General features: G+C 72.2%; 16 protein-coding genes. 9 read left to right on the top strand and 7 right to left on the bottom strand.

The window, feature by feature from the left end:
• Window positions 1-3 precede the first annotated feature (3 nt).
• Window positions 4-441: a hypothetical protein gene (locus ABFX46_RS30025; RefSeq protein WP_346047289.1), complete on the bottom strand. Its 438-nt coding sequence runs from the start codon at window positions 439-441 to the stop codon at window positions 4-6.
• A 211-nt stretch (window positions 442-652) separates the two neighbouring features.
• On the opposite strand from ABFX46_RS30025, the gene ABFX46_RS30030 reads away from it, so the two are divergent.
• Window positions 653-1,093: a DoxX family protein gene (locus ABFX46_RS30030; protein WP_346047290.1), complete on the top strand. Its 441-nt coding sequence runs from the start codon at window positions 653-655 to the stop codon at window positions 1,091-1,093.
• Between the two features lie 56 nt (window positions 1,094-1,149).
• Here ABFX46_RS30030 and ABFX46_RS30035 read toward each other — a convergent pair whose 3' ends face one another.
• The gene (locus ABFX46_RS30035; RefSeq protein WP_346047291.1) at window positions 1,150-2,466 is read right to left on the bottom strand and encodes an MFS transporter; all 1,317 of its coding nucleotides are present in this window, start codon (window positions 2,464-2,466) and stop codon (window positions 1,150-1,152) included.
• 83 nt (window positions 2,467-2,549) lie between these two features.
• Between ABFX46_RS30035 and ABFX46_RS30040 the strand changes: the two genes are divergently transcribed.
• The 4 genes from ABFX46_RS30040 (at window position 2,550) to ABFX46_RS30055 (ending at window position 7,500) form a co-directional block, all read left to right on the top strand.
• The gene (locus ABFX46_RS30040; RefSeq protein ID WP_346047292.1) at window positions 2,550-3,164 is read left to right on the top strand and encodes a TetR/AcrR family transcriptional regulator; all 615 of its coding nucleotides are present in this window, start codon (window positions 2,550-2,552) and stop codon (window positions 3,162-3,164) included.
• Between the two features lie 97 nt (window positions 3,165-3,261).
• A complete protein-coding gene (locus tag ABFX46_RS30045; protein WP_346047293.1) occupies window positions 3,262-4,944 on the top strand; it encodes an AMP-binding protein in 1,683 nt (560 codons plus the stop codon).
• Window positions 4,941-6,584, top strand: coding sequence for an AMP-binding protein (locus tag ABFX46_RS30050; RefSeq protein WP_346047294.1), 1,644 nt, complete (start codon window positions 4,941-4,943; stop codon window positions 6,582-6,584). Before ABFX46_RS30045 ends, ABFX46_RS30050 begins: the two co-directional genes overlap by 4 nt.
• Before the next feature lie 70 nt (window positions 6,585-6,654).
• Complete coding sequence (locus tag ABFX46_RS30055; protein ID WP_346047295.1) at window positions 6,655-7,500, top strand: helix-turn-helix transcriptional regulator; 846 nt, start codon at window positions 6,655-6,657, stop codon at window positions 7,498-7,500.
• A 299-nt stretch (window positions 7,501-7,799) separates the two neighbouring features.
• Here ABFX46_RS30055 and ABFX46_RS30060 read toward each other — a convergent pair whose 3' ends face one another.
• From ABFX46_RS30060 to ABFX46_RS30070, 3 genes are all read right to left on the bottom strand, one after another.
• Window positions 7,800-8,378, bottom strand: coding sequence for a type III PLP-dependent enzyme domain-containing protein (locus ABFX46_RS30060; RefSeq protein ID WP_346047296.1), 579 nt, complete (start codon window positions 8,376-8,378; stop codon window positions 7,800-7,802).
• A gap of 169 nt (window positions 8,379-8,547) precedes the next feature.
• Entirely contained in the window at window positions 8,548-8,814 is a 267-nt protein-coding gene (locus ABFX46_RS30065; protein ID WP_346047297.1) for a hypothetical protein, read from the bottom strand.
• Window positions 8,815-9,579, bottom strand: coding sequence for an ABC transporter permease (locus ABFX46_RS30070; RefSeq protein ID WP_346047298.1), 765 nt, complete (start codon window positions 9,577-9,579; stop codon window positions 8,815-8,817).
• Window positions 9,580-9,653: 74 nt separating this feature from the next.
• Between ABFX46_RS30070 and ABFX46_RS30075 the strand changes: the two genes are divergently transcribed.
• Entirely contained in the window at window positions 9,654-10,490 is an 837-nt protein-coding gene (locus ABFX46_RS30075; protein WP_346047299.1) for a polysaccharide deacetylase family protein, read from the top strand.
• Between the two features lie 22 nt (window positions 10,491-10,512).
• Here the strand turns inward: ABFX46_RS30075 and ABFX46_RS30080 are convergent, their stop codons facing one another.
• Window positions 10,513-12,690 (bottom strand): MMPL family transporter, encoded by a 2,178-nt coding sequence (locus ABFX46_RS30080; protein ID WP_346047300.1) that lies wholly within the window; start codon window positions 12,688-12,690, stop codon window positions 10,513-10,515.
• A 229-nt stretch (window positions 12,691-12,919) separates the two neighbouring features.
• Between ABFX46_RS30080 and ABFX46_RS30085 the strand changes: the two genes are divergently transcribed.
• The 3 genes from ABFX46_RS30085 (at window position 12,920) to ABFX46_RS30095 (ending at window position 15,802) form a co-directional block, all read left to right on the top strand.
• Complete coding sequence (locus ABFX46_RS30085) at window positions 12,920-14,200, top strand: sensor histidine kinase (RefSeq protein ID WP_346047301.1); 1,281 nt, start codon at window positions 12,920-12,922, stop codon at window positions 14,198-14,200.
• Entirely contained in the window at window positions 14,164-14,808 is a 645-nt protein-coding gene (locus tag ABFX46_RS30090; RefSeq protein WP_346047302.1) for a response regulator, read from the top strand. The genes ABFX46_RS30085 and ABFX46_RS30090 overlap by 37 nt, the downstream gene beginning before the upstream one ends.
• A gap of 124 nt (window positions 14,809-14,932) precedes the next feature.
• A complete protein-coding gene (locus ABFX46_RS30095) occupies window positions 14,933-15,802 on the top strand; it encodes a hypothetical protein (RefSeq protein WP_346047303.1) in 870 nt (289 codons plus the stop codon).
• 115 nt (window positions 15,803-15,917) lie between these two features.
• On the opposite strand, the gene ABFX46_RS30100 is transcribed toward ABFX46_RS30095, so the two are convergent.
• Window positions 15,918-16,697 (bottom strand): enoyl-CoA hydratase/isomerase family protein, encoded by a 780-nt coding sequence (locus tag ABFX46_RS30100; protein WP_346047304.1) that lies wholly within the window; start codon window positions 16,695-16,697, stop codon window positions 15,918-15,920.
• Between the last annotated feature and the right edge of the window lie 278 nt (window positions 16,698-16,975).

Below are 16,975 nucleotides of genomic sequence, written 5' to 3' on the forward strand. Positions count from 1 at the left end.
GCGCTACCGGAGAATCGTCGCGTACACCCGGCGCATTGGACGAGTGAGCGCGACGAACGTCAGAGCGGTCACCGCGGCCGCGATCGTGTACGGCGCGGGGAACTCGACGAGCCTGGCCACGACCTGGAGGGTGACGAAACCCGCGATGAGGTAGGCGGAGGCCGCGAGCATGAACACCAGCTCGGCGCCGCTGGGCTTCCGGTGGACGGACGCGCGGGCGCAGCCGAACGCGATCACGGCCAGGATCAGGGCGTCGCCCACTGCCATGGCGACGGTGTCCCACCATCCGGGCAGGTCGAACGATGCGCACACGATGAACAGCCCGAGCCCGATGAGCAGCACGCCGGGGCGCGCGAAGCTCTGGCGCAGGTACTCCTCGCGCGTCCGGTCCTGCATGCGCCGCATCGTGTCGAGTGAGCGGCGAGCGCCGTCCGGGTCCATGCGCACCTCCCGATGACTTTCCTCCCAGGAAAGTAGCACGTACTTTCCTGAGAGGAAAATAGGATCCGCACCTGGACGCGGCTCTCACCTGGGCTGATACAGGCTCGAAAAAATCTTGAAGAAAAATCTGGGGGGATGTCGATTCGGGGGTGGGTCGGGCGACGCGTCAGTGAAAGGCCGATGAGACGCACCGCCCGGAAGGACCACCGCCATGACCGCTCAGACCGCTCACGCCGCCCCGTCCACCACCGCCATCGCCACCGACACCGCCGGACACGGCACGCGCCGCAAGGTGCTGTGGGGCGCGCAGATCCTGCTCGCCGCCTTCCTGCTCATCGGCTCCGGACTTCCCAAGCTGGTCGGCCAGGCCGACGCCGTCGAGACCTTCGACCTGATCGGCTGGGGCCAGTGGTTCCGCTACGTCACCGGCGTCATCGAGGTCACCGGCGCGATCGGGCTGCTGATCCCGCGGCTCGCCGGGCTGGCTGCCACCGGGCTCATCGGCCTGATGGCCGGGGCCATCCTCACCCAGATCCTCGTCATCGACCCCGCCTGGAGCGCACTGCCCGCCGCCTTCGCCATCGTGTTCGCCACCATCGCCTACGACCGCCGCACCGAAACCCGCCAGGTGCTGCGTTCCCTCAAGCGCTGACCGCGCGCACACCCAGGCGGACGACCCGAGGCCCCGGCCCCGGGTCGTCCGCCGTTTCAGCGCGCGGAGCGGAGGCGCAGCACGAGCAGGGTCGTCAGAGCGGCGGCCGCGGACAAGGCGAAGGCGGCGCGCAGGCCCGCGAGGGTGTAGTCCGACAAGGCCCATGTGGTCGTCGCCAAGGCGGGCCCTAGGGAGAAGCCGAGTTGGCGGGCGAGGCTCTGCGCCGCTCCGGCGGTGCCCTGCAGGTCGGGCGGTGCGCTGGACATGAGCCGTGCGAAGGCCGGCCCCGCCAGGAGTCCGGTGCCCGCGCCGACGACGGCCAGGCGCCGGCTCAGGTCGGACGCGTGCCAGTCGGCGCCGATCGGGACCAGGAGCAGGACGCCGGCGGCCGTGACCACCGCTCCGAGGACGGCCGCCTGGCGCGTCCCCCGGCGATCGCCCAGGACGCCGCCGGCCGGACCCGCCGCGACCATCGCGACGGGAAGGGCCAGGACCGCCGCCGCGGTGCCGACCGGGGAGAGGCCCAGCGTCCGCTGGAGGTAGAAGGGCCCGAGGAACTCGACGAGTGAGATGACCAGGGCGTTCAGCATGATCGCCGCGACGGCCGCCGCCGCCGGGGGCCTGCGCAGGAGGGCGCGGACGGGGGCGCTCGCGCCCGTCCGTCCCCACAGGTACAGGGGCGGGACGGCGGCGACGGCCAGCGCCGACCATCCGAGGCCATGGCCGGCCGACAGGGAGAGCGCGAGGAGCACGGCCGCCGCGGCGGCGCCCAGCAGGGCCGTCTCGGCCGGGAAGGTCCGGTCGGGGAGGCGCAGGGCGTCCGGGCGCAGCGATGCCAGCGCGATCGCGGCGACCAGGACGCCGACCGGGATGTTGATGTAGAAGATCCACGGCGGCCCCCACGCCTGGACGATCACGCCGCCGAGCGGGGGGCCGCTCACCGCCCCCAAGGGGCCGAGCGTCGTGACCAGCGCGCTCGCCCGGCCGGCCGCGTCCGGGCGGACGGCCTGGATCGTGATGGACGGGACCACCGCGAACAGGATCGCGGCGCAGCACCCCTGCACGACACGGGCCGCGACCAGCCAGGCGAGGGCCGGGGCGAGGCCGGCGGCGAGACTGGCGATCGTGAACCCGGCCAGGGCCAGCAGCAGCGCGGAGCGCGGGCCCGTCCGGTCGAGCCAGCGGCCGGCCGGGAGCGAGAGGGCGATCAGCGGCAGCAGGTAGCCGAGGACGACCCATTCGGTGGCGGACGTCCGAACGCCGAAGTCCCGCTCGAACGCCGGCAGCGCCACGGCGACGATGCTCGTGTCGAGCGTCGCCATGAACACGACGAGGCCGCTGCCGGCGACCGGCCACCACTGGTTGCGTCCCATCGGCCCCCCATCGACTTCTCAGCGTGTGCAGTTCAGAAACTACACATGGCGTGTACTTCTCTCAAGGCTGGGAGCATGGGGGTATGGCGAGGTCGATCGAGGAGCCGCGGAACGCGCGGAGCCGGCGTTCCCGGATGGCGCTGCTGCGGGCGGCGCGGGAGCTCGTCGAGGAGCACGGGATGGCGGCGACGACGATGGCGGCCGTCGCGGAGCGGGCCGGGGTGTCGCGGCGGGCCGTCTACCTGCACTTCGCGTCCCGGGCCGATCTGATCAGCGAGCTGTTCGGCTACGTCAACGCGGTCGAGGACCTGGAGGGGCGGTTCGCCCCCATCGCGGAGGCGCCCGACGCGGTGGCGGCGCTGGAGGTGTTCGCGCGCCGGCACGCCGCGTTCATGGCGCGCGTGCTGGCGGTATCGCGGGCGGTGGAGCGGGAGGCGGGCAGCGACCCGGACGCGGCGCGGCACTGGGCGGAGGCCCTGTACTGGCGGCAGGAGACGAACCGGGCGCTGATCCGGCGGCTGGACGAGGAGGGCGTGCTCGCCCCCGGCTGGACGGTCGACACCGCCGCCGACATGCTGCTCGCGCTCATCTCGAACGGGGTGAGCGGGACGCTGCTGGACGAGCGCGGCTGGACGCCGGAGCAGATCGGCGAGCACATGGCGCTGCTGCTGCGGTCGACGTTCGTGGCGCGCGGGTAGGACGATCGGGACTACCCCCGTTCGGGGGTGGCGCAGGTCACTCGGATGGCCAACGATCCTTGTGACCGGGTGTCCGTGCGGCGACGAGGAGAGACCCATGCCCGCAGTCGAGTTCCGCGCGGCGCGCGACTTCCTGCTCGCGCATCGCGACGACTACGCGACCGCGTACGAGAAGTTCCGCTGGCCGGTGCTGACCGGCTTCAACTGGGCGCTGGACTGGTTCGACAAGATCGCCGAGGGCAACGACTCGCCCGCGCTGTGGATCGTCGAGGAGGACGGCTCGGAGGCGAAGTACTCGTTCGCGCAGCTCGCCCGGCGGTCGAACCAGGTCGCGAACATGCTGCGCCGGGCGGGCGTGCGGCGCGGCGACCGGGTGATCCTGATGCTCGGCAACCAGGTCGAGCTGTGGGAGACCGTGCTCGCGACGATGAAGATCGGCGCGGTCATGATCCCGTGCACGCCGCTGCTCGGCACCGCCGACCTGCAGGACCGGATCACCCGGGGCAAGGCGCGGCACGTGGTCGTCACCTCGTCCGACACCGGGAAGTTCGACGGGGTCGAGGGCGACTACACGAAGATCGCCGTGGGCGAGCCCGTCGAGGGGTGGGTGGACTACGGGGAGGCCTACGAGGAGGCCGAGGCCTTCACCCCGTACGGGCTGACCATGTCGCGGGACACGCTGCTGCTCTACTTCACGTCCGGGACGACGGCGCAGCCGAAGCTGGTCGAGCACACGCACGCGTCCTACCCGGCGGGCCACCTGTCGACGATGTACTGGATCGGGCTGCGGCCCGGGGACGTCCATCTGAACATCTCGTCGCCGGGCTGGGCGAAGCACGCGTGGAGCAACATCTTCGCGCCGTGGGACGCCGAGGCCTGCGTGTTCATCTTCAACTACACGCGGTTCGACCCCGACCGGCTCCTCGACACGCTGGAGCGGTGCGGGGTGAGCAGCTTCTGCGCGCCGCCGACCGTGTGGCGGATGCTGATCCAGGCCGACCTCGGCCGGCTCGCCACGCCGCCGCGCGAGGTCGTCGCGGCCGGTGAGCCGCTGAACCCCGAGGTCATCGAGCGGGTGAAGGACGCCTGGGGCCGGACGATCCGCGACGGCTTCGGGCAGACCGAGACGACCGCCCAGATCGCCAACACGCCCGGCCAGCCGGTCAAACCGGGGTCGATGGGACGTCCGCTGCCCGGCTACCAGGTCACGCTGATCGACCCGGTGACCGGGGAGCCGGGCACCGAGGGCGAGATCTGCCTCGACCTGGAGGACCGCCCGCTCGGGCTGATGACCGGCTACCACGGCGACGAGGCGCGCACCGAGGAGGCGATGGCCGGCGGCTTCTACCACACCGGCGACATCGGCTCCCGCGACGAGGACGGGTACATCACCTATGTCGGGCGCGCCGACGACGTGTTCAAGGCGTCCGACTACAAGATCTCGCCGTTCGAGCTGGAGAGCGTGCTGATCGAGCACGAGGCGGTCGCGGAGGCCGCGGTCGTCCCGTCGCCGGACCCGGTCCGGGCGGCCGTCCCGAAGGCGTACGTGACGCTCGCGAGCGGCTGGCAGCCGACCGCCGAGACCGCGAAGGCGATCTTCGCGCACAGCCGGGCCCAGCTGTCGCCGTACAAGCGGATCCGGCTGCTGGAGTTCGCCGAGCTGCCGAAGACGATCTCCGGGAAGATCCGCCGGGTCGAGCTGCGGACCAGCGAGATCGACAAGCATCCCGGCGCCGACGACCGCCCGCCGGGCGAGTTCCGCGAGGAGGACCACCGATGACCCTCTCCTACGCCTCGGGCACCTCCAGCACGCCGCTGCTCGGCGACACCATCGGCGCGAACCTCGACAGGACGGTCGCCGCCTTCTCCGAACGCGACGCGCTCGTCGACCGGACGTCCGGACGCCGCTGGACGTACGAGCAGTTCGCCGACGACGTGGAGGCGGTCGCGCTCGGCCTGCGCGACCTCGGCGTCGTCAAGGGCGACCGCGTCGGCATCTGGTCGCCGAACTGCGCCGAGTGGATGCTCGTCCAGTACGCGACGGCGAAGCTGGGCGCGATCCTGGTCAACATCAACCCGGCCTACCGGGTGCATGAACTGGAGTTCGTCCTCAACCAGGCGGGCATCCGGACGCTGGTGTCGGCGTCCGCGTTCAAGACGTCCGACTACGCGGCGATGGTGGACGAGGTCAAGCCCAAGTGCCCCGCCCTACGCGACGTCATCCTCATCGGGACGTCCGACTGGGACGGGCTCATGGAGGCGGGCCGCACCGGCGATCCGGTCGTGCTCCACGACATCGCCCTGACGCTGACCGCCGACGACCCCATCAACATCCAGTACACGTCCGGGACGACGGGGTTCCCCAAGGGCGCGACGCTGTCGCACCACAACATCCTGAACAACGGCTACTTCGTCGGCGAGCTGTGCGGCTACGACGAGGAAGACCGCGTGTGCGTGCCCGTGCCGTTCTATCACTGCTTCGGCATGGTGATGGGGAACCTCGCGGCGACCAGCCATGGCGCGTGCGTCGTGATCCCGGCGCCGGCGTTCGACCCGAAGGCGACCCTCGACGCGGTCGCGGCGGAGCGCTGCACATCGCTGTACGGGGTGCCGACGATGTTCATCGCCGTCCTGAACGAGCCGTCGCTGGACGGCCTCGACCTGTCCTGCCTCCGCACCGGGATCATGGCCGGCTCGCCGTGCCCGGTCGAGGTGATGAAGCAGGTCATCGACCGGCTCGGGATGAGCGAGGTCGCGATCTGCTACGGCATGACGGAGACGTCGCCGGTGTCGACGCAGACCCGGGCGGGCGACTCGCTCGACCGGCGCGTGTCCACGGTCGGCACCGTGCTGCCGCACCTGGAGATCAAGATCATCGACCCGGAGACCGGCGTGACCGTCCCGCGCGGGACGCCCGGCGAGTTCTGCACGCGCGGCTACTCGGTGATGCTCGGCTACTGGGAGGAGCCGGACAAGACGGCCGAGGCCATCGACGCCGCGCGCTGGATGCACACCGGCGACCTCGCCGTGATGGACGGCGAGGGCTACGTCAACATCACCGGCCGCATCAAGGACATGGTGATCCGAGGCGGCGAGAACATCTACCCGCGCGAGATCGAGGAGTTCCTCTACACCCACCCCGACATCGTGGACGCGCAGGTCATCGGCGTCCCCGACGAGAAGTACGGCGAGGAACTGATGGCGTGGGTGCGGCTGCGCGAGGGCGTGCCGGGCCTGACCGCCGAGGAGCTGCGCGCGTTCTGCGAGGGGAAGCTCGCCCACTACAAGATCCCGCGCTACGTGCACGTCGTGGACGAGTTCCCGATGACGGTCACCGGAAAGATCCGGAAGGTGCAGATGCGCGCCGAGGCGGTGGACATCCTCGGCCTCGACGACGCCGCCGCCACCGAGCACGCGTGATCGCCGAGGGGCCGGAGTTTCTGAGCGTGTGACCTTTCGTGGACGGGCCCGTGCAAGGCATGCTCTGAGCATGGGCGACGATGTGGGAGCCGTCCGGGCGGCGGTGCTGACGCTGCACCGCACGACCGGTCTGCCCATGGTGTTCGGCGGCGCGCTGAGCGGCCAGGACCGGCTCCGCATCACCGAACTCGTCGGCAACACGACCGACTCGCTGAACGGCCTGGTCGTCCGGCAGGGCAACGGGCTCGGCGGCAAGGCGATGGCCATGGGGCGCCCCGCGTGGGTGAGCAACTACCCGTGCTCGGCGGCGATCAGCCACGACTACGACAAGCCGGTCGGGCGCGAGGGGCTGCTGTCGATCGTCGCCGTCCCGATCGTCGTCCGCCGTCGGGTGCGCGGCGTCATCTACGGCGCGCTGAGGGAACCCCTGGGTCTCGCCGACCGGGTCGTGGGCGCGGCCGTCCAGGTGGCGCGCGACCTCGAACAGGACCTCGCCGTCCACGACCGCGCGGACGAGGCCCTCGCGCAACTCCCGCCGGACACCTCGGCCGCGCGCTGGGAGGAGGTCCGAGCCGTCCACGCCGAGCTGCGGGCGCTCGCCGAGCAGGTCGCCGACCTGCCGACCCGCGACCGCCTCCGCCGGGCGTCGCTGCGCCTCGCCGCCGCGGGGCTGGACGAAGCGAACGGAGCGGGCGGACGGGGTGGCACCGCGCCGCGCCCGGCGATGCTGTCGCCGCGCGAGGTGGACGTCCTGTCGTACGTGGCGATCGGCTGCACGAACGCGGAGGCCGCCGAACGCCTCGGCCTGCTGCCGGAGACGGTGAAGAGCTACCTGCGCTCGGCGATGCGCAAGCTGGACAGCCACACCCGCCTGGAGGCGGTGACCGCCGCGCGCCGCGCCGGCCTGCTCCCCTGACCTGTGGATCCCGCGGGGCCGCGCGGTGTCCTGCGATCGGGGTGCGTGCGACCGGTGTCACCGGTCTCGGCGATCGGACCCGGCGACGGGGTCAGCGCCGCGCCGTGGACGTCGTCCAGTGCAGATCGGCCCCCGTGGCGCACTGCCTGAAGGAACGCTCACCGCACGCCGGCTGCGCCGGGCCGTGATCGCTCGGCCGCCCCGCCCGTTCCGGCGGGGACGTCCGGCCCCCGAATGCAGAGGAAACCGTAACACCTCGGCGAACGCGAGTGGTCGGAGTGAACGGATTTGCGGGGGTGCTAGAACCACGTCCGGACGTAGTCGACGACGACGGGACGGGCGGCGCCGGCGTCGTCCACGACCGGGATCATCGTCCATTTGTCGAGCGCCGTGCAGGGATGGGAGAGGCCGAGCCTGACCACGTCGCCGACGTCGGCGGACGAGTCGCGGAGGAAGGCGTGCTGGTCGTTGAGCGCGGTGATGCGCCCGCCCTCCAGCGCGCCCTTGCCCCGGACGAGCTGCGGCTCGGGCAGGCCCTCGTCGAACGGGACGTCGCGTTTGCCCACGTCCAGCAGCGCGAGGGCGGGTTCCGGACGGGACACGACCCGTCCCCATGCGTGCATCGCCGAACGCAGCGGTTCCGAACGCGGCGGGGCATCAGCGCCGGTGCCTCGCGCGAACGGCGAGATGTCCCGGTAGAAGCCGTCATCGTGGACGATGTACGCGCCCGACCGCAGCACGACGTTCCCGCCGAGACCGCCGAGGACGTCCGCGACCTGGTCGGAGAACGCGCTGCCGCCGGCGGTCACGATCGGCTCGTCCACCTCGAACTCCAGCCCCCGGTACAGGTTCGCGAGCCTGCGCAGGTAGGCGTCCACGGAGCCGCGGCTCGAAATGCAGGTGGATGTCCAGTTCGCCGGACAGCCACGCCAGTCCGGCCGGGTCGAGCAGCGTGTTCGCGTACATGACGCGCCGCACGCCGAACGCGCGCGCCACCCGGAGCTGCGGCAGGTTCGCGACCGTGATCCCCCACGCGCCCGCGTCCAGCTAGCGCCGCCACAGCGCCGGGGCCATCGTCGTCTTGCCGTGCGGGGCGAGCCGCAGGCCGGCGTCCCGCGTCCATTCCGCCATCGCCGCGATGTTGTGGTCGAGCGCGCCCGCGTCGAGGGTCAGCAGCGGCGTCCCGAAATCGCCCAGCGGCAGCCGCGCCTCACGGGCCTCGCCGACCGTCATCCCGTGCGCGGAGGCGGGGATCGCCTTGAACCGCCAGTCGAGTACCTCGCCGCCGAGCGCGTCCAGCGCCTTCTCGTCCATTCACAGCCTCCTGTACGACCCGGCCCGGTCGATGCGGCCCCGTGCCACCAGCTCCAGTGTGATCAGTACCGCGACCGACTCGATCGCGAGCAGCCCGATGAGGACGAGCAGCTGCACCGCGCCCGCCTCGACCGGGTCGGCGCCGCCGAGCAGCACGCCGACGAACGCGCCCGGCAGCGTGACCAGGCCGACCGTGCGGGTCTGGTCGAGGACGGGGAACAGCGCGAGCGCCGCCGCCGACCGGCACACCTCCAGCGCGGCGTCCCGGGGGAGCAGGCCGAGCGCGAGCCCGCCCTCGTACTCGCCGCGCCGGGCCGTCAGCTCGTCCAGCGCCCGGCGGCCGGTGAGCCCGGTCGCCGACATGGCGCCGCCGATGAAGATCCCCGCGATCGGCAGCACCGACACCGTGCGCGGCGGGACCAGCGAGGTCGCCAGCAGCAGCCCCAGCACGGGCAGGACGCCGGCGGTGATCGGCAGCGCCGTCCACCAGCCGGACCCGCGCAGCGACCCGGTGATGCGGCGGCCCGCCGTCACGACCGCGATCACGACCATGCCCGCGATGAACGCGGCGGTCAGCCCCGCGCTGCGCAGCACCGCCGCGATCAGCAGCGACACCGCGGTGAGCTGCACGGCCGCCCGCACCGAGACGACGAGCATGTCGCGGCCGAGACCGAGCCCGCCGAGCCGCGCGAGCACCGCGGCCACCACGGCGAGCGAGGCCAGCACGAAGGCCAGCAGCGGGCCCACCGCCGGGGCCGCGCTCACCCGCCGCCCAAAAGGCCCGATTGAGATCCCATAGGGCCCTCCTACCCGGTTAAAACCTCGATAGCGTGGGACTTGTGGAGGTTGAGGAGTCAGGTGGGACATCCCGCCGCAAAGCGCTCTGGCTGCTCGGCGCGGCCGCCGGGATCACCGCACTCGGCGCGGACGCCGCGCGTCCCTCGGGGGGCTCCTCCGCCGTGGCCGCGCCCTCGGCGACGCCCCGCGCGAGGCCGGTGATCCATCCGACGCCGACCCCGACGCCGACGCCCACCCCGCGGGCCGCGTCCTGGACGCCCGGCAAGCTCATCGCGCTCGACGAGCCCGTCCGGGAACTGTCGCAGCTGGCGCCGCCGGCGCCGCCGAACTCGATCGCGCTGACCATCGACGACGGCCCGAACCCCGTCTGGACGCCGAGGATGCTCGACCTGCTGGCCGAGCACGAGATCCACGCGACGTTCTTCATCATCGGCGAGCAGGTGAAGGAGTATCCGAAGCTCACCCGCCGCATCGCCGACGCCGGCCACCAGATCTGCAACCACACCGAGACGCACCCGATCTCCATCGCGCAACTGTCGAAGAAGCGCGTCCGCAAGGAGATCGTCGAGGCCCACGACCGGATCGCGGACGTCACCGGAGTCGTCCCGCAGTTCTTCCGCTCCCCCGGCGGCGCGTGGTCGAAGACCGTCCTGGAACTGGTCGCCGAGCACGACATGCTCCCCATCGACTGGGCCGTCGACCCCCGCGACTGGGCGCGTCCCGGCGTGGGCCGCATCCGCCGCGCGATGCTGAAGGGCAAGGAGAACAACATCATCCTCTGCCACGACGGCGGCGGCGACCGCTCCCAGACCATCACGGCCCTGCGGGACGTCATCCCGAAGATGAAGAAGCGCGGCCTGACCTTCGTCGCCCTCTGACCCGGAACGCGGCGGGCTCGGCCTAAGGAGCGGGCAACAGGTTTTCGCGGCGCTGCGCGACGGGCGCCGGGGGCGGCGGCTCGGCGTGCGAGATCCGGGGGAGCCAGTCCAGCCAGCGCGGGAGGTACCAGTTCGCGCGGCCCAGCAGGGACATGACGGCCGGCAGCAGGACCACCCGGACGATCGTCGCGTCGATCAGGACGGCGACCGCCAGCCCGACGCCGAGCTGCTTGAAGTCCTGCATCGAGAGCGTGCCGAAGATCCCGAACGTGGCGATCATGATGACGGCGGCGCCGGTGACCACGCCGGCCGTGGCGCGGATGCCCTCGCTCACGGCGCGGGTGGTGTCCAGGCCCCGGTCGTACGCCTCGCGGATCCGCGAGACGACGAACACGTGGTAGTCCATCGAGAGGCCGAAGAGGACGACGAAGACGAACAGCGGGATCCAGGATTCGAGCGCGCCGGCGCCCGTCGTCCCGACGAGGGAGTCGCCCCAGCCGTGCTGGAAGACCGCCACCATCACCCCGTACGCGGCGCCGACCGACAGCAGGTTCAGCACGATGGCGCTGACCGCGATCAGGAGCGACCGGAAGAAGACCAGCATGAGCAGGAACGTGATGCCCATGACGAACAGGAAGACGGGCGCGATGCTCTTCCTCAGCTGCCCGTTGTAGTCGACCGACCAGGCGAGCTGCCCCGTGACCGGCGCCTCGCCGACCTTCCCGACGGTCTGCGGGACGATCCGCTCGCGCAGGGTCTCCAGGGCGTGCTTCGAGGTCGCGTCCGAGCCGCTTCCCGCGAGCGGGACCTCGATCTCGGCGACGTTCGCGCGGGCGTGGACGGTCACGTCGATCGGCCCGTTCATCTCACCGGACGCGAGCGCGTCCCGCTCGAGGTCGCCGATCGCCCGCTTGACCTGCGGAGCGTTGATGTCGCGCGCCTTCAGGACGACGACCGCGGGCGCCGGGTTCCCGGGGAACGCCTCGTTCAGGCGGGTGTAGGTCTGCGCGATCTCCTCGCCGGGCGGGATCTGCTGGTCGAGCGCGAGCTTCTCGGTCTTCATGCCGAGCGCGGGCGCGGCCAGCGCCAGCAGGAGCCCGGCCGACAGCAGCGCGGCGATGCCGGGACGGGCCAGCACCGGGCGCAGCAGCGTCCCGACCACACCGGCGCCGCGTCCGCGACGCCGCCGCGGCAGGCGGACACGGCCGAAGTCGACCTTGTCGCCGAGCAGGGACAGCAGCGCCGGCAGGACGGTCACGGACCCGAGCATCGCGATGCAGACGACGAGGATGGTCGCGATCGCGAAGCCCTTGAACAGCAGCAGCCCGGACAGGAACATCCCGGACATCGCGACCATCACGGTGACGCCGGAGACGAGCACGGACCGTCCCGAGGTGGCCGCCGCGATCGCCAGCGCGGTCTCCCGGTCGCGGCCCGCGCGCCGCTCCTCGCGCTCCCGCTGCAGGTAGAACAGGCAGTAGTCGACGCCGACGGCGAGGCCCATGAGGAGCATCACGGAGTTCGTCGTCTGGTCGACGTGCAGCGCGTGGCTGACCACCGCGAGGACGCCGCTCGCGGCCAGGAACGCGGTGAAGGCCAGCACGACGGGCAGCACCGCCGCGAGCAGTGCGCCGAACGCGACCAGCAGGATGCCGAGCGCGAGGGGCACCGCGGTCAGCTCGGCGCGCTTGAAGTCCTCGCCGAGCGCGTTGTCGAACCACGCGTCGGCGGTCGCGCCGCCGAACTCGCCGATCTCGACGGACGGGTTGTCCGCCTTCGCCTTCGCCACCGCGTCCTGGATCGCGGGCAGCGGGTCGTCCGGCGACTCCTTGAGCGTGAACTGGACGATGACGTGGCGGCCGTCCTCGGACACCGCGTCCGGGCGCAGATCCGTGATCACGCCGGTCGCCTGGATGTTCTCCCGAACGTCGGCGACGGCGCTTTTCATCGCGGCCGACCCCGCGGGGGCGCCCGAGACCAGCACCGTCTCCTGGTCGGGGTCATCGATGCCGGCCTCGGCGATGATCCGCTCGGCCCGGGCCGACTGCCCGGTGCCCTGCTCGTGGTCGGCCATCGTGACCTGGCCGGCCGCACCGCCGAGCACGGAGGCCAGAACGACGAACAGCAGCCAGCCGAGGATGGCCGTCATACGGTGCCGCGCGCTCCAGCCGCCGAGCGTCGCGGCGAGATTTCGTTTCATGGGGGTCCCCTGGTCCGATCGTCTGCGGGGTGACACCCATCGACGCTAGGAAGCGCGCGCCCGGCCCGACATGGCTCTAACCGCCGTCCCGGGGTGGACGTAAGTACACCCCTGTCTCGGGTTGCGGGCACACTGTGCTCGTTAGAGCGTGCCGGAAGACTGGACTCCAGTTGGCAGGAAGACGGCGGAGGTTCCGGTGAGCGGTGAAATGGTGCAAGAGAGCAGGCTGATGACGCACGCCAGGGCCCCCTGGCGCGGGCTGGCGCTGTGGCTGCTGGCCGTCCCCGCGACGTTCGTGGGGCTGTGGTTCATCACCGTCGTCTCGATGATCACGAGCTTCATCGGGGTACTGCTGTTCCCGTCCGCGACGATGCTGCTGCGCAACCAGCTCGACGCCTACCGCGAGCGCATCAACAAGTGGACGGACGTCCAGATCGAACGGCCCTACCTGCCCGAGCCGGCGGAGGAGCCCGGCCTGCACGGGATGTTCAAGCGGTTCATCGCGCTGATCTCCGACCCGGCCACCTGGCGCGACTACCTGTGGGTGGTCACCGACCCGTTCGTCGCGCTGTTCACCGCCGCACTGCCCGGCGTGCTGATCGTCTACGGGCTCTGGGGGTACGTGCTGGCGGCGTTCGCCGGCGACCTGATCGGCCACTACGGCGGCAGCGACTGGTACACCTACATCCACGTCACCGAGGGGTACGGCCGCGACAGCGGACGCGTCCTGTCCACCGTGGTCGTCGCCACCGCCTGCATCGTGATCGGGTACGCGATCGGGCCGAAGATGATGGCGGTGTACGGCCGCTGGGGCCGGGCGATCCTCGGGCCGACGAAGAAGTCGCAGCTCGCGCTGCGCGTCCGGCACCTCACCGAGACCCGGTCGGAGGCCGTGGACGCCTCCGCCGCCGAGCTGCGCCGCATCGAGCGCGACCTGCACGACGGCGCCCAGGCCCGGCTGGTCGCGATGGGCATGACGCTCGGCGCGATCGAGCACCTGCTCGACAAGGACCCGGAGAAGGCGCGGCTGCTGCTCGCCGAGACCCGCGCGTCGTCGGCGAAGGCGCTGCACGAGCTGCGCGACCTCGTCCGCGGCATCCACCCGCCGGTGCTCGCCGACCGGGGGATCGGCGACGCGGTGAAGGCGCTCGCGCTCGACAACCCGATGCGCACCGAGGTCGGCGTCGACCTGCCGGGACGGGCGGAGCCGCCGGTCGAGTCCGCCGCGTACTTCGCGGTGTCGGAGATCCTCACCAACGCCGCCAAGCACTCCGGCGCGTCCCGCGTGTGGATCGACATACGGCACGAGAACGGCATGCTGCGCATCACGGTCACCGACGACGGGCGCGGCGGCGCCACCCTGGACGGCGGCACCGGGCTGCGCGGCATCGAGCGGCGAATCGGTACATTCGACGGCGTCCTCGCCCTCAGCTCGCCCGTGGGCGGCCCGACGATCGTGACGCTGGAGCTGCCGTGCGCGTTGTCCTCGCCGAAGACCTCGCCCTCCTGAGGGAGGGGCTGGTCAGTCTCCTGGAGTCGCACGGCTTCGAGATCGCGGCGGCCGTCGACAACGGCCCCTCGCTCCTGAAGGCCCTGCTCGACCACCGCCCCGACGTGGCGGTGGTCGACGTGCGACTGCCCCCGTCCTTCACCGACGAGGGGCTGCAGGCGGCGCTGGAGGCGCGCCGGCAGGTCCCCGGCCTGCCGGTCCTCGTGCTGTCGCAGTACGTCGAGCAGCTCTACGCCCGGGAGCTGCTCGCGGACGGCAGCGGGGCCATCGGCTACCTGCTGAAGGACCGGGTGTTCGACGCGGCCCAGTTCGTGGACGCCGTCCGGCGGGTCGCGGCGGGCGGCACCGCGATGGACCCGGAGGTCATCTCCCGGCTCCTCGCCAGCAACACCCGCGACACCCCGCTGAGCCGGCTGACCCCGCGCGAGGCCGAGGTCCTGGAGCTGATGGCGCAGGGACGGTCCAACGCGGCGATCGCCGAGCGGCTCGTCGTGACCGAGCGGGCCGTCACCAAGCACACCGCCAACATCTTCACCAAGCTCGACCTGCCGGTCACGGGCGACGACAACCGCCGCGTCCTCGCCGTCCTCGCCTACCTCAACAAGTAGCGCGCCGGCCGTGGCGGTCCCGCACCGGCCGGCGCCAGCAGCGATCTTCGCATTCGTGCCGTGCGGGCCCAGAGCCGTACCGGGTGGCATAGTTTGCTCCGCGAGACGGCCCCGGGAGGGCGCGATGACGGTGGTTCTGGTCCTGCTGTGCCTGGCGATCGCCGGGCGGGAGCTGTACCTGGCGTTCGAGCGCCGGCATTCCCCGGGCGCACCCGAGATCGCCGACATCCGCACCCAGCTCCGCGCGCTCAAGGACACCCGGGACGAGCTGGAGGGCTTCCGCGCGTCCCAGCGGGAGCGGCTCGACCGGCTCGCCGCCGAGCAGGACCGCGACCGGGAGGCGCTCGCCGCGGCCGACGCGCGGATCCGGTCGCTGATCACGCAGATCAACGACCGGGTGCTGCCGGACGTCGGCGGCCGGCTGAAGCAGCAGCGCGAGGCGGCCGCCGAGCAGCGCGACGCCCTCGACCGGCTGGCCGCCGAGGTCGCGGCGCTCCGCGCGCACCTCGCCGGGCGGCTCGACCAGGCCGTCGCCGCGTCCCTCGGGGCCGAGCCCGCCGAGATGGTCGCCGGGTCCCTCACCGCCGACCCGGCCGCCGCGCGGGGCCCGCTGACCGGCCCCTACGAGCGGTTCGCCGAGCACCACGGGCTGCGCGTCGAACTGGCCGACCGGGACCGCTACTACCTGTCCGGACGCAGCCCGCGCGCCCTGGAGAGCGACTTCATCGAGCTCGTCGCCGCGCTGCGCGCCGACTGCCGGGAGACCACCGGCGCGGCGCGCACCCTGCTGGGCGCCCTCCGCGACGTCGACCGGGGCGGCGCGCAGATCGGGCCGCTGCTCATCGTCCGGACGCCCGAGTCGCTGGTGTGCGGGGTGCTGCCGCTCGCCGAGCTGCGCCACCCCGCCGCGGACCTGCTGGCCGACCCGCCCGAGGCGGCCCGCCGCCTGCACCGCCTCCCAGAGCCCAGACTCTACGAAGCGCCGCCCCCCTGACCCCTCGCCCACCAGCCGCCGCCGGCACACGTTGACCTGCGGCGTGTTGTTGTTTTCGACGGGCTCATAACAACAACACGCCGCAGGTCAACGAAGATGGGGTAGCGGGCGGGGGTCAGCGGGCGGGGGTCGTCCAGGTGAATTCGGGCGCGCGGCGTTCCAGGAACGCGGCCACGCCCTCGTCCACCTCGCCGCTCAGGGCGACCTCTGCCAGCCAGCGCGCGGCCTTCTCCTCGACGGGGCCGCCGGCGGCGATCGCGTCCACGATGTCCTTGGTCGCCTGCTGGGTGAGCAGCGAGCGGGACGCGAGCGTCCCGGTGAAGGCGGCCACCCGGTCGCGCAGGCCGCCCGCCGGGACGACCTCGTCCAGCAGCCCGATCCGGAGCGCGTGCCCGGCGCCGACCAGGTCGGCGGAGAACAGCAGGTACTTCGCGGCGGCCGGCCCGACCAGCCGGACGAGGCGGGCCGTCGCGGCGGCCGGGTAGACGATGCCGAGCTTGGCCGGGGTGATCCCGAACCGCGCGTCCTCGGCGGCGAACCGCAGGTCGCAGGCCGCCGCGAGCTGGCAGCCGCCGCCCACGCAGTACCCCTCGATCGCGGCCAGCGTCGGTTTCGGGAACGCCGCGAGCGCCCGTTCGGCGACCGTCGACAGGTGCGAGTCGTCGTCGCGGTGGATGTCGCCCAGCTCGGAGATGTCGGCGCCCGCGCAGAAGTCGCCGCCCGCGCCCGTCAGCACGACGACCCGGACGGCGTCGTCCTTCGCGAGCGTCTCCAGAATGCCGGGGAGCGCCCGCCACATGTCCGCCGACATGGCGTTCCGCTTGGCCGGCCGGTCGATGGTGATCGTCGCGACGCCCGCGGCGACGTCGAAGCCGAGCCCGGCGGCCATGCTCATCCTCGGTTCCCCCTTCTCGGTGCGACGCGGCTCATCGTACGGAGCGCGTTTCCCCCGGTCGTTCCCGGGGCATCTCCATTGATCGGAACCCCCACCGCGTTCGCGGAGTCATAACCACGGAGTCACATCCGGACGAGACGGCGGCGCGTGTCGGGGGACCGCGCCGGCGACACTCCGCCACGTCCCGTCAGCACAGGGGGAACGACCTGCATGAACGCAATACGCGGCCGCCGGGGAATGCCAAACGCGCTTCGCGTGCTGTACTGTCGAGGCAGCGC

Source organism: Actinomadura chokoriensis (assembly GCF_039529475.1).
Taxonomy (GTDB): Bacteria; Actinomycetota; Actinomycetes; order Streptosporangiales; family Streptosporangiaceae; genus Spirillospora; species Spirillospora bangladeshensis.